Source organism: Pelagibacterium sp., assembly GCF_048264985.1.
In the GTDB taxonomy this organism is placed as follows: Bacteria; Pseudomonadota; Alphaproteobacteria; order Rhizobiales; family Devosiaceae; genus Pelagibacterium.
The window spans coordinates 794,584-807,131 of record NZ_JBLXCL010000001.1; the positions used below are offsets into that span (position 1 = coordinate 794,584).

A 12,548-nucleotide genomic window follows, 5' to 3' on the forward strand; every position below is an offset into this window, starting at 1 on the left:
AGAAGTGATTGCCGTTAGAGTGCGCGCCAGCCGATGTCGCTACGGCAAAAGCCGTCGGGCCAATCAACAGCTTTGACGGCGGCGTAGGCGCGGCTTCGGGCTTCGCTGACGCTTTCGCCGAGAGCCGTCACGTTTAGAACCCGTCCACCATTGGCCAACAGTGTATCGCCGTTCCGAACCGTGCCGGCGTGGAAGATCTTTACGGTGTCACTGTCGATGGCGTCGGCACCTTCAATAACGGTGTTTTTGTCGTAGCTGCCCGGATAGCCATTGGCCGCCAGGACGACCGTCAGGGCAAAACCGCGTTTCCAACGCGGAGAGACCCCTGAAAGGGTGCCCAAGGCTGTACCTTCGAGAATGTCGAGCAGATCGCTCTCAAGCATCATCATCAGAACCTGGCATTCTGGATCGCCAAAGCGGGTGTTGAATTCGATGAGTTTCGGGCCGTCCTTGGTTATCATCAGACCCGTAAACAGAACGCCTGAAAATGGAGTCCCACGCGCCGCCATCCCCTTAATCGCAGGGGCGACGATTTCGCGATAAGCGCGCTCGATCAGCGCATCGGACATCACCGGAGCCGGAGCATAGGCGCCCATGCCGCCGGTATTGGGTCCCTTGTCATTATCGAAGGCGCGTTTGTGATCCTGCGCGGCAGGCAACAAAACTGTGTGCTCTCCATCGCAGATTGCGAACAGGCTCGCTTCTTCTCCAACCAGACACTCTTCGATCACCACTTCGGCGCCGGCGGCACCGAATGTGCCTGAAAAGCAATCGCGCACGGCCTCGCGGGCCTGTTCGAGAGTTTCAGCAACGGTAACGCCCTTGCCTGCAGCGAGACCATCGGCCTTGATGACAATCGGAGCTCCTTGCTGATCGAGATAATCCAGAGCAGGCGCAAGCGCGTCGAACCGGGCGTAAGCCGCTGTAGGGATGCCCATTTCATCGCAGAGCGCCTTGGTAAAGGACTTGGATCCCTCAAGTTGCGCGGCGACCTTGGAGGGTCCGAAAACCGCGAGCCCAGCGGCGCGCAGATCGTCGGCAATCCCCGCAACCAATGGTACTTCAGGACCCACAACGACCAAGTCTATCCGCTCTCGCACTGCGAAGTCGACGACGGCTGCATGGTTGGTCACATCGAGCGCGACATTCTCGGCGATTGATTGGGTGCCACCATTGCCGGGCGCGACAAACAGCTTTTCCAGCCTATCTGATTGGGTCATCTTCCAGGCGAGGGCATGTTCGCGTCCGCCAGATCCGATCAGCAATACCCGCATGTGGCACACCCTCTTTGCCTTCAGTTTTGCGCCCATCTATCATGTGCGATGACAACTCGCCACCCTTGACGGCGATCCCAAGCTCGGTCACCAACGACACCATGAGCGACAATCAATCCAACGCCTTCGAATTTACGGTTTCGGAAATCTCCCAGGCGGTCAAGCGTACCGTCGAGGACCAGTTCGGTTACGTGCGCGTGCGTGGTGAAATCTCCGGGTTCCGCGGCCAGCACAGCTCGGGCCATTGCTATTTCACGCTCAAGGATGATTCTGCAGCTATGGATGCTGTGGTCTGGAAAGGCAGTTATTCACGCCTGGCCTTCAAGCCTCAGGAAGGGCTGGAGATTATTGCCACTGGGCGACTAACAACCTATCCGCGCTCATCAAAGTATCAAATCGTAATCGAAAACATCGAACCGGCGGGCGCTGGCGCGCTCATGGCGCTGCTGGAAGAGCGCAGGAAGAAATTCATTGCCGAGGGCTTGTTTGCACCTGAACGCAAGAAGGAACTACCTTATCTGCCACAGATCATTGGTGTGGTGACGTCGCCCACCGGAGCGGTGATCCGCGACATTCTTCATCGCCTCGATGATCGTTTTCCTTCGCATGTCATCATCTGGCCGGTCCGCGTTCAAGGCGATACATGTGCCTCTGAAGTGACCGCCGCCATCGATGGCTTTAATGCGTTTTCGCCCGATGGGCCGATTCCGCGGCCCGACCTGCTGATCGTGGCGCGAGGCGGCGGTTCGATCGAAGATCTGTGGGGATTCAACGAAGAGAGCGTTGTTCGTGCCGTTGCGCGTTCCGACATACCGGTCATATCCGCAGTCGGCCACGAGACCGATATAACCTTGGTTGACTACGTTGCCGACCGCCGGGCTCCGACGCCCACCGGTGCCGCCGAAATGGCTGTGCCTGTCCGCGGTGAATTGATAGCTTATGTTGAAGATTTAGGCGCCCGCCAACGCCTTGCTGCACGTCGTATCTCGGGCAATCTCAAGGACCGCCTTCGCGCAGCTTGTGGCGGATTGCCTCGCCCGGGTGACCTTGTTTCCACCCAGCGCCAGCGCCTCGATCTTGCCACAGCCCGCCTCGCCTCTGGCCTGCGCGCGGCGCAGCACACAAAGGCAATGGCTCACCAACGTGTCGCTGGGAGACTGGCAATTGGGTTGTTGCGCCAGCGGCTCGATGCTGCAGCCAACAGATTGCAAGCCGCGTCAACGCGCGGCCGGCATGGTCTGCAAACGCGTGCTGGTCGAGCTCGCGTTGCTTTCTCCCCAATCGCCAGCCGATTGCGCCTTGGTCTCATGACCACGCCAATTGAACAGGGACGTCGTCACCTCGACGCGATGTCCGGCCGCATGGACCCAGCCTTCATTCGGATCGCGGAAACCCGTCGGGCGCGACTTGACGGGCTTTCAAAGCTGCTCTCCTCGGTAAGTTACCATCAGGTTTTGGCGAGAGGCTTTGCATTGGTCACCGATGCCTGCGGCAATCTTGTCCGTGCGTCCGATGACGTCAAACCGGGTGATGCGCTAAACATCGATCTAGCACAGGGATCGATCGCTGCAACAGTTTCGGGAGCGCCATCAATCCCCAAGCGCAAGCCAAGGTCCGAAGAGGGCAGTGGTGAGCAGGAAAGTCTGTTTTGACCGCGGACGCAAAGCTCGCTAGAAAACAGGCAGAGGAAACCTGCCCATGAATATTCTCGATTCCGGCTTTGCGCCGTCAGAAGCTACGATCCGCTACCTTGATGCCGATTATGTCGTCGTCAAGCCTGGTACGTTCGTGCGTTGTGCGATGACCAATGCGCCCATTCCGATTGAGGACTTGACGTATTGGAGCGTCGACAGGCAGGAGCCTTACGCAGATGCGCAGGCCGCATTCGCGGCCTATCAACGCTCCATTGGCGAGAAATAGCCTGGGTTTGGATCAGCTCGATTGAGCCGGATCCAAAAGCTTGTGCATGTGCACGATGAAGTAGCGCATTTCGGCATTGTCTACGGTCATCTGCGCCTTCTGTTTCCAGACGGCATAGGCCGATGCGTAATTGGGGTAGACCCCGACGATATCGACTTCATCGAGGTTTTTGAACTCGACGCCTTCAAGAGCTGACATCTCTCCACCGATGACGAGATGGAGAAGTTGTTTGGCCGGTGCTTCGCTCATGCTTAAGCCTGTGGTTCTGGATTTTCGGAATCGGGTTGCGGGCAGCCATAGACGACGCGCAAGGCATCGCACAAGGGCGATAATACTGAATTGTCAGCAGTTGCGGCAAGCGCGGCGTGGCGAGTGTCGGTGCCGTTGTAGCGCGGCGTGCCAAGGCATACGTCCTCAAGGCGTGCTCCGGCCTCCGAAAGGATGATATCGGCACCTGCAATGTCCCAGTCCTGCGCGCCGCGCCGGGCAACTGCCGCATCAAGCTTGCCCGCGGCCACCTGCACCAGTCGATAAGCCAGCGAAGGGTAGGCAGGGCCTTTAGTGTAGTCGAACCCGAGTGCGGTCAATTCGTTATATACCGCTGCGGGCGCTGGGATGAGGGGCGCATTGGACGTTGTTCGTCCGGCAGTGATGGGCACATCGTTGCAAGTTGCGCCCAGCCCCAATCCGCCGACATACATTTCGTCGCGCACAGGCGCGTAGACCACGCCGGCTACGGCGACGCCGTTCTCGACCACGGCAAGAGATATCGTCCAGCTGTCTTCGCCGCGTATATATCCGCGTGTTCCGTCGATAGGATCGACGATAAAGACCCGTTGGTGATCGAGCCGAGCAGGGGAGTCCGCGGTTTCTTCGCTCAGCCAGCCATAGTCCGGCCTGGCCGCGCGCAACGCACCGGACAGGAAGTTGTCGACAGCGATATCGGCTTCGGAAACCGGGGAGGTCAGATTTTTGGTCCAGGTGCGCATGTCGGTTCGGAAGAAACCGAGCGCGATGATCCCTGCATGGACTGCTGCAGATTTTAGCAGCTTGATGTCGTTTTTAATGTCCTGGGGGACAGTGGTGGGCATGCCCACTCCCAAACCGATCAGTGTCAAACGTGCTCCCCGCGGGCGCGGATGGCACTTCGCGGTCCTTGTTAGGCTGATAATCGGGCAGGCGCAAGCGGCTCGGTTAATCGCTTCTTACACAGGGTGAGATTCCGCTAACCCATTTTGACACAAGAGAAACTTAACCCCGTTTTTTAAGCCGATGATGAGAGCGCCGCGCTAGATTGGTTTCAACGAAAAGAGAGCACCAAAAACAAAAAGCTCTCGGAAGTTGACAGGAAGGCTCACTATGGTTTTCGGCATGATCGTTGATGGTTTTCCATCGACTCTTCTGCAGGGCGCGGTCTACCCGCGGCATCGGATTCACAATGCTGCCAATGATAATGGACGGCGTGATGACATGATGACCGTGACCGTTCGGCGCAAGCTCGAAAAGAGCGGCGTAACCGTCAAGATCAAGGTGCCGGTTGCCGAATATATTGGCGTCGCCGTTTCCACCCGCATCACCGACGAGGGTAATCTGTCCAGCGCCATCGAGCTGGTTCACTCAAATGAGGATCTCCACTATCGGGTCTTCGAAGAGGAGGGCAACTCTAACGTCGTCGCTGAATGGCAGAACTGGGGCCGCAAGCTGCGTCTTCCGCTCTATATTCGGTCGGGGGATGGCGCGCTCGTCGCTTATTCCCAGCAGATCGATGGCGTGATGGTTGGTAACTCGAATGGCCGTCGTATGCTTTCGGTCGAGGCCGAGCGGCGCTCACGCTTCGCCCGCCGTCGCAAGCCGGGTGAAAAACAGGCATAATCGACTATCCTGCGACCTCCAAGTGCAGGTACTGCCCCGCCACAATCGGCGGGGCTGTTTTTTGTCGGCTAGGTCAACCCTTCGATGATAAAAGCTGCTGTCAATGCAACGCCGAGCCAGTGATTGGACTTGAACAGCATCAGGCTCCGCGCGCCGTTTTTGCGTTCTATAGTCAGGACCTGCCAGGCAAGCAGCCCCGCCGTCGCCAAAAAGACGCCAAAAAACACAAGTCCCGCGCCAGCCATGAAAGCCGCTGTTCCCCAAAGGATAGCGGCCAGCCCGTAAAATGCAGCAACAAATGGAATGACATTCTCGCCGGCCAGACGCGCCGTGGATTTGACGCCGATCAGTACATCGTCCTCGACGTCCTGGAGTGCATAGATTGTGTCGTACCCTATGGTCCAGGCGATACACCCGAAATAGAGGACTACGGCTGGCCATGCCAATGTGCCGGTCTCTGTGGCCCACCCCAGCAATGCACCCCATGAGAAGGCCAGTCCGAGAAAAAGTTGTGGCCAGTAGGTGATCCGCTTCATGAACGGGTAGATTGCCACGAGCCCGAGGGAGGCGATTCCGAGTAGGATCGAAAACCCATTGAACTGAATCAATACGGCAAGCCCGACCAGCGATTGTGCCACCAGCCAGACAGCGGCCTGCCGGACAGTGACCTGGCCTGATGGGATCGGACGCGAGCGGGTACGCGCCACCTTATCGTCGATGTCGCCATCAACGATATCGTTAAACGTGCACCCTGCACCGCGCATGGCAATGGCGCCGAGAAAGAATAAGACGAGATGCCACCAGTTGAACGCAGTGCCGGTTGCTATGCTGACCAATCCAAGCGCATAGGCACACGGCCAGAAAAGCAATTGGTAGCCAATGGGCCGGTCGAGACGCGACATGCGCAAATAGGGTTTGGCAAAAGACGGTGCATAGCGGTCGACCCAATTGCCTTTGGGAGCATCGGCGACTGTGCCCGTAATGTTATCCTGCATGACTTGCCTTTTTTGCCGGAACGTTGTCTGGCAAAGAGGCTCTACCCGCTCACAAGCCTAAGTCAACAGCCCCATGCCGCGCACCCATAAGACTCTGCCCCGCCTTTTCGTGGAAATGCCGCTTTCAAGCGGGATAGAGATTGCCCTGGACAAGGTCCAGACCAACCATCTGATCAACGTGTTGCGCCGCGCGCCGGGCGACAATTGTGTTGTTTTCAACGGCACAGACGGCGCATTTCTTGCAGAAATCGTGCAGGTGGCAAAAAAACTGGTTTCCTTGCGACTGATTGCACAGACATCCGAGCAGACGCCGGCCAACGATCTCTGGTTCGGTTTTGCGCCCATCAAGCGGCTCGATTATGAGATCCAAAAGGCTACGGAAATGGGGGCGGGGATAATCCAGCCCGTCATTACGCGCTACGTTCAAAATGCCCGCCTCAACCCCGAAAAGCTCAAGACGCATGCTGTTGAGGCTGCTCAGCAATGCGAAGTTCTCAGCGTTCCGGATATAGCGCCGGAGATAGAGTTTGACACACTGTTGGCTCAATGGGCCGATACCCACGGTGACCGTGTTCTGATCTTTTGCGATGAAGCTGCGGCGTTAGCCTCGCCATTGGATACGATCTCGCGGCTCAAGGGAAAACGTTTGGGACTGCTCATTGGACCCGAGGGTGGATTTTCTGATGACGAGCGTGAACGCCTGCTTGGGCTCGAATTTGTTGTGCCGATCAGTCTGGGGCCCAGAATCTTGCGCGCCGACACCGCTGCGGTGGCCGCGCTGGCATTGATTCAGGCAGCAGCCGGCGATTGGTAGATTTATCGTAAGATGACGATAAAGGGTATTGATCTCAGATCAGCGCTGGTTATTGTCGCCGCTCCGGCATGCAACCATGCCGCTATTGTTTGAGGTATTCCATGGCCGACAAGGCTTCGCCCACGATCGAATCCAAAACCCAGTTGATTGAAGCGATCTCGCGCGGCAACAAGCCAAAGGCTGACTGGCGTATCGGGACCGAGCACGAGAAATTCACTTTTTATCGCGACGACAACCGTCCTGTCCCCTATGAGGGCGAAAATGGAATTGGCGCGCTTCTCGACAAGGTTCAAGCCGAAACCGCATGGCTCCCCTATTATGACCGCGACAAGGTAATCGGGCTCAACAATCCATTGGGCGGCGGCGCCATATCTCTGGAGCCAGGCGGGCAGTTCGAACTGTCCGGCGCCCCGCTCGAAACGATTCATCAGACCTGCAGCGAGGCCAATGAGCATCTCAAGCTCTTGCGCAAGTTTACCGATCCGATGGGTATCGACTTTCTCGGCATTGGTGTGACACCGACCTGGACGCTCGACGAGATACCCGTCATGCCCAAGAGCCGCTATGGCATCATGAAGCCCTACATGGAGAAAGTGGGCACGCTGGGAACGTCAATGATGTTCCGTTCGGCCACGGTGCAGGTCAACCTCGACTTTTCATCGGAAGCCGACATGGTCAAGAAAATGCGAGTCAGCCTTGCGCTGCAGCCTATTGCAACGGCTTTGTTCGCCAATTCGCCCTTCCTCGAAGGCAAGCCCAACGGGTTGCTCTCGTTCCGCTCAAACATTTGGCTCAACACCGACAGGGACCGTACTGGCATGATGCCGTTCGCGTTCGAAGATGGCATGAGCTTTGAGCGATACGTCGATTATGCACTCGATGTGCCAATGTATTTTGTCATCCGCAACGACGAATACGTCAATTGCGCGGGAGAGAGCTTCCGCGCATTTCTTGACGGCAAGCTGCCTCAGCTGCCCGGCGAGCTGCCGACGGTAAAGGACTGGGAAGACCATCTTTCCACCCTCTTCCCCGAAGTGCGCATGAAGCAGTTCCTTGAAATGCGCGGAGCCGACGGCGCCCCTTGGCAAGGCATTTGCGCGCTGCCTGCCTTTTGGGTCGGCTTGCTCTACGACGATACGGCGCTCGATGCCGCCTGGGACCTTGTCAAGGATTGGACCGATGCCGAGCGCCAGGCGCTACGCGATGAGGTGCCGCGACTGGGACTGAAGACCCCATTCCGCAGCGGCACCTTGTTCGACATTGCCAAACAGGCCCTCGTCATCGCGCGGCACGGCCTCAAAGCGCGAAACAAGCTCAATTGGGAAGGCGCCGACGAAACGGTGTTCCTCAAACCACTCGACTACACTATCGAAACCGGAAAGACGCCAGCCGAGCGGCTTCTCGATCTCTATCACGGCGAGTGGGATGGCGACCTTGGTCGGGTTTTTGCCGACTATGGAATGGCCCGCCACGCGGCATAACGAGCGGGGCGGGAGCAAAGCCGGTATAATGCTTCACGGCAATCGTGCAGTGGAGCAATTCCCTTTGCTCGTGAGAGATTGCGCGAGAGCGGTTTCGATGCCGTGATCGTTTCGTAGTTGCTCGGATTTCGTCGGCCCTACTTTGTCTGTGCCTTGAACACCCGTGCACCGAACCAGGCGCCAATCACAACGAAAACAAGGGCAATCGCAAAGCCGAGCAGCGTTTCCGGGGCGAAGATTTCACCGCGATACACGGCACGCAGCCCCTCAACGACGTGTTTGATGGGGTTGAAGTCGGAAGCAGTCTGCAGCCATCCCGGTGCCAGCGTCATTGGAAGCAATATTCCTGACAGCAGCAGAATCGGCAGGGCGAACATGTTGATCAGTGGCGCAAAGGCATTTTCGCTCTTGAGAGTCAGCGCGGCGCCATACGAGATGGCCGAGAATGCAGCGCCCAATAGACCAACCAGCACAAGACCCAGCAAAATTACTTCAAACGGCACCCGTAGCCCCATCAGCGTTGCTGCCGTTACCAGAATAGCCCCTTGGGCCATCACCATAAGCGTATCGTGCAGAACACGCCCGCCGATCAACGACCAGCGACTGGCAGGCGTGACAAGCATGCGGTCGATGACCCCCGAGCGCCATTCGGCGATAATCCCGAAGCCGACGAACGATGCGCCAAAAATGCCAAGCTGGACGAGCAGTCCGGGCACGAAAACAGTCCAGGCGTCACCTGCAGGAAAGCCGGGCGTCTGCGCAACTTGCTGTAGCAACGGGCCAAACAGCGTAAGGTAGAGAATGGGTTGCAGGATCGATATCGCCATCCATGTCGGATTGGCCAGCGACAAGCGAAGCTGGCGCTGGAATACTACAAGGGTCTCACTGATAAAGCGCATTGCGATGTCCTTGTTTATGCCGCTTCACGAAGCGAGCGCCCGGTGAGCGCAAGAAAAACGTCGTCCAGTGTCGGTTGCTTGAGTTCCACGCCGACGATCTCGACGCCCTTGCGATCAAGATCCCGCAGAAGGCGCGGCAGCACCGCTCCGCCGTCGGGAACATTGAGGCTCACTGTGCAGTCTTGGACGGTGGGCGTATCCGCGCCCTCCAGCTGACCGGCCAGTTCGGCTGCCGAAGCGACATCTGTCTCACGGGCCATGGTTATGCTCACCATATCGCCTGACAACTTCTTTTTGAGTTCGGCCTGTGTGCCCTCGGCAACGATTTCTCCATGATCCATGACCAGGATGCGGTCGCAAAGCTTGTCAGCTTCATCCATATAATGTGTGGTGATAAACACCGTAGTGCCCATCTCGTCGCGCAGTTTGCTGATATGGCCCCACAGATTTGCGCGGCTTTGCGGATCCAGACCGGTAGACGGTTCATCGAGAAACACGAGCAGCGGCTCGTTGATTAGCCCCATGACGATATCGAGGCGCCGTCGTTGTCCGCCCGAAAGCGCATTGCACTTTCGATCCCAAATGCCCTCAAGATCCAGTGCTTTTAGCAATGCCTTGCCGCGCTCGGTTGCCGTTTTCTTGCCAATTCCGTAGAGGCGTGCGTGGTCGACAATTTCGTTGCCTGCCAGAGCCTCGCCCAGTGTGCTGCCTGATTGCGAGACATAGCCTATGCGTCGCCGCACATTTTCTGAATCGGTTCGCAGGTCGCAACCGGCGACACTGCCCGTACCATCTGTTGGCTCGAGGAGTGTACAAAGCATTTTCAGCGTTGTGGTCTTGCCCGCGCCATTGGGTCCGAGAAAGCCGACGATTTCGCCGCGCCTGACGGTTAGGTCAACGCCACGAACCGCGTTTATCTCGGATTTGCCCGTCTTGTAGACGCGTTTCAGCCCCCTGGCCGAGATCATGATCTCTGGAAAGTCTTTGGTCATTCTCAGCTATCCAATGCGTGTGAGGTTGCGTGCCCGGCAGGATGAGAGCGGCACCGCCAGCGACCGGTTCGAGGAGCGTGGCTATTGGGCAGCAGAGGCCGCGCTGTCTGCCTCGTCTCGCGCATAATACGAGCCTGGCAGATTTCCCATGCTTTCGACAATATGTGTAGCGAGCGCATCGTAGATACCGCCATAAGCGTGCGACGCGCGCAGCAACGCAATTTGGGCGTCATTGAGGCGCGGCAGGCCCTGGTCTTGAGAGATCACCCGCATGCCGGGCTGGAGCGCGCTTTCCGGCAAGAAGCCGACAGCCAGGTCCGAAAGCACGGCCGAAGAAATCGCCGTAGCGTTCGATGAGGTGTAGGCCACGCGGAAATCGCGATTGATACGGTTCAGTGCTTCCACTGCATCGGCTCGCCAGGTGCAATAGGATGGACCGCAAGCCAGGGGTAATGGATCCGAGGCCAGTGCTCTACCGCCGTGACTGGCGACCCAATGCATCTTTTCGGTGCGAAACAACTCGCCGAATTCGTGCATTGTGCCTTGGGTGAATACGATAATGTCGTAGCGCCCCGAACGCATTCCGGCCAGCAACTCTTCGGAGGGCTGACAGCGTACGTCGACGGTTATACGCGGATGTGTGCGTTGAAAACTCGACAAAATGACGGGCAGCAATTTGACCGCATAATCGTCAGGCACGCCGAACCGAATATTGCCGACAAGGTCATCCTTAGAGAACATATCGATGATTTCAGCGTTTATTTTGAGCATACGCCGGGCGCGTGCATAAAGCGCTTCACCTTCAGTCGTCAGCGACACCTTGCGTCCGTCGCGTAGAAACAGCGGCTGAGCAAGTCGCTCCTCAAGCCGCTTGATCTGCATTGAAACTGCAGATTGCGTCTTGTAGACGCGTCGCGCGGCCTCGGTGAAACTGCTGCAGTCGGCAATGGCGCAGAAAGTCTGTAACTGGTCCAGATCGAGCGGGCTGGCCATGGCCAAATCCATCACAAAAATTGATCATGAGAATGAAATCTATTTGTTTGAATAATGGAGGGCAAGTCCCTATCTACCGGGTGCAGACACAAGCCTCCCATTAAACTCTATCAAAACGATAGAGTGGATGGGGTGATGGAGTTAAGATCATGGCCCTGTTCAATTTCAAATTCCGTTCCGGTGCTGGTATGCGCCGCTCGACCCTCCGTTCAATGATGCAGATGGACGCCTCATTGCTCAGCGATATGGGTCTGACACGATACGATATCGCGGAAGCGATGCGCCATGGCGGCGGTGCCGCTGGCCAGCTTCTCGATGCGCGCCGCAACGCGCGCTCAGCAGAATGGCTTCGGTGACCCCTTGCTGAAGCCCTGATCGGGTTCCTGGTCTTTGCGTATTTTGCCAGTACGCTGAGCCGCTTGAGTGGAGCCCGACTGAAGCAAGGTCGATTTTGCCTTTGGCCTTGTTTCCTAGCCCCAGCCGGACCGCTTGCGGTCCGGCTTTTTTGTGCCTGAAATTTCTTGTCTGGCTCGGGGCAGTTATCAGGGCAGGGCGGCGAAGCCTTCTTCGAACCCGTTGAGCGAAACGGGGATGCCGATGCCTTCTTCAGGGGTGCGGAAAACGATAAAGATCGCGTTCTCGCCTTCCGAGAGTTGGTCCATCAAAGTCTCGTCCATCACCACTTCGGCCACACAGCCATTCGGCAAGCATCGAACGAATGCAACGCGTCCGAGGTCTTCGCCATCAATGTTGAGCCCTAGGCCATTGGGCAGCAATACGCCGAGGGGTGCGAGTACGCGCAGCAGGCGGGCCTCCTGGTCGGCTGTCTTGAGGGCAATTACCGAAAGGGCAACATTGGGTTGATCCTCGGCAGTCACGTTCTGGATCAGGGCGCATTGCTCGTCAGTCGCGCCGGGCACGAGGTCGCAGGTCATTTGCCAGTCGCCGTGCTGGGACCGTACGGCGCCTTGAGCGGCCGCTGGACCGGCGAGGCAAAGCGAAGCCATGATGGCGGCAAGAGGGGCAAGATGGCGCATGAAAGCTATTGTCTCCTGACATTTCCCGGCGAGCGGGTCGGTTGGTGATGTGTCGGGCAGGGCAGCGGTCCTTGTCAACATGGCCGGGCCAAACTGGGCAAAAATCCCACAACTGGGGCGGCCTCAAGGCGCGATTGGCGCGATTTGACGCATGAAATGTGACCCGCAGTCCAATTGCCTTGCTCGGAAACATGTGGTTTAGCTGCATCGAGAAAAATCGGGCACCTCAGTATGAGTCGGGAGTGTGCGGCATTTGCCGCGCGGAGCGGAC

14 protein-coding genes are annotated in these 12,548 nt (G+C 57.6%); 6 read left to right on the top strand and 8 right to left on the bottom strand.

Features of this window, described 5'->3' with window-relative positions; genetic code table 11:
* Positions 1-14 precede the first annotated feature (14 nt).
* Positions 15-1,274, bottom strand: a complete 1,260-nt coding sequence (gene purD, locus ACN0TA_RS03940) for a phosphoribosylamine--glycine ligase (protein WP_417580016.1) — start codon at positions 1,272-1,274, stop codon at positions 15-17.
* 101 nt (positions 1,275-1,375) lie between these two features.
* Between purD and xseA the strand changes: the two genes are divergently transcribed.
* Complete coding sequence (xseA, locus tag ACN0TA_RS03945) at positions 1,376-2,926, top strand: exodeoxyribonuclease VII large subunit (protein ID WP_417580018.1); 1,551 nt, start codon at positions 1,376-1,378, stop codon at positions 2,924-2,926.
* A gap of 46 nt (positions 2,927-2,972) precedes the next feature.
* Entirely contained in the window at positions 2,973-3,194 is a 222-nt protein-coding gene (locus ACN0TA_RS03950) for a DUF2093 domain-containing protein (RefSeq protein WP_417580020.1), read from the top strand.
* A gap of 12 nt (positions 3,195-3,206) precedes the next feature.
* On the opposite strand, the gene ACN0TA_RS03955 is transcribed toward ACN0TA_RS03950, so the two are convergent.
* Entirely contained in the window at positions 3,207-3,443 is a 237-nt protein-coding gene (locus tag ACN0TA_RS03955; RefSeq protein ID WP_417580022.1) for a DUF4170 domain-containing protein, read from the bottom strand.
* Positions 3,444-3,445: 2 nt separating this feature from the next.
* Complete coding sequence (locus tag ACN0TA_RS03960) at positions 3,446-4,285, bottom strand: 3'(2'),5'-bisphosphate nucleotidase CysQ (RefSeq protein WP_417580024.1); 840 nt, start codon at positions 4,283-4,285, stop codon at positions 3,446-3,448.
* A 268-nt stretch (positions 4,286-4,553) separates the two neighbouring features.
* Here ACN0TA_RS03960 and ACN0TA_RS03965 point away from each other — a divergent pair, with 268 nt between their 5' ends.
* Entirely contained in the window at positions 4,554-5,066 is a 513-nt protein-coding gene (locus tag ACN0TA_RS03965; protein ID WP_417580026.1) for a DUF6101 family protein, read from the top strand.
* Between the two features lie 68 nt (positions 5,067-5,134).
* Here the strand turns inward: ACN0TA_RS03965 and ubiA are convergent, their stop codons facing one another.
* On the bottom strand, positions 5,135-6,061 hold the full coding sequence (ubiA, locus tag ACN0TA_RS03970) for a 4-hydroxybenzoate octaprenyltransferase (RefSeq protein WP_417580028.1): 927 nt from the start codon (positions 6,059-6,061) through the stop codon (positions 5,135-5,137).
* 73 nt (positions 6,062-6,134) lie between these two features.
* Here ubiA and ACN0TA_RS03975 point away from each other — a divergent pair, with 73 nt between their 5' ends.
* Positions 6,135-6,875 (top strand): 16S rRNA (uracil(1498)-N(3))-methyltransferase, encoded by a 741-nt coding sequence (locus ACN0TA_RS03975; RefSeq protein ID WP_417580030.1) that lies wholly within the window; start codon positions 6,135-6,137, stop codon positions 6,873-6,875.
* A gap of 101 nt (positions 6,876-6,976) precedes the next feature.
* A complete protein-coding gene (locus ACN0TA_RS03980; RefSeq protein WP_417580032.1) occupies positions 6,977-8,356 on the top strand; it encodes a glutamate--cysteine ligase in 1,380 nt (459 codons plus the stop codon).
* Positions 8,357-8,493: 137 nt separating this feature from the next.
* Here the strand turns inward: ACN0TA_RS03980 and ACN0TA_RS03985 are convergent, their stop codons facing one another.
* The 3 genes from ACN0TA_RS03985 to ACN0TA_RS03995 all read right to left on the bottom strand — a co-directional run bounded on the left by ACN0TA_RS03985 (position 8,494) and on the right by ACN0TA_RS03995 (position 11,240).
* On the bottom strand, positions 8,494-9,255 hold the full coding sequence (locus ACN0TA_RS03985) for an ABC transporter permease (RefSeq protein ID WP_417580034.1): 762 nt from the start codon (positions 9,253-9,255) through the stop codon (positions 8,494-8,496).
* A 14-nt stretch (positions 9,256-9,269) separates the two neighbouring features.
* The gene (locus ACN0TA_RS03990; protein WP_417580036.1) at positions 9,270-10,247 is read right to left on the bottom strand and encodes an ATP-binding cassette domain-containing protein; all 978 of its coding nucleotides are present in this window, start codon (positions 10,245-10,247) and stop codon (positions 9,270-9,272) included.
* An 81-nt stretch (positions 10,248-10,328) separates the two neighbouring features.
* On the bottom strand, positions 10,329-11,240 hold the full coding sequence (locus tag ACN0TA_RS03995; RefSeq protein WP_417580038.1) for a LysR family transcriptional regulator: 912 nt from the start codon (positions 11,238-11,240) through the stop codon (positions 10,329-10,331).
* Positions 11,241-11,389: 149 nt separating this feature from the next.
* Here ACN0TA_RS03995 and ACN0TA_RS04000 point away from each other — a divergent pair, with 149 nt between their 5' ends.
* Entirely contained in the window at positions 11,390-11,596 is a 207-nt protein-coding gene (locus tag ACN0TA_RS04000) for a DUF1127 domain-containing protein (RefSeq protein ID WP_417580040.1), read from the top strand.
* A 186-nt stretch (positions 11,597-11,782) separates the two neighbouring features.
* On the opposite strand, the gene ACN0TA_RS04005 is transcribed toward ACN0TA_RS04000, so the two are convergent.
* Positions 11,783-12,277: an invasion associated locus B family protein gene (locus ACN0TA_RS04005; protein WP_417580042.1), complete on the bottom strand. Its 495-nt coding sequence runs from the start codon at positions 12,275-12,277 to the stop codon at positions 11,783-11,785.
* Between the last annotated feature and the right edge of the window lie 271 nt (positions 12,278-12,548).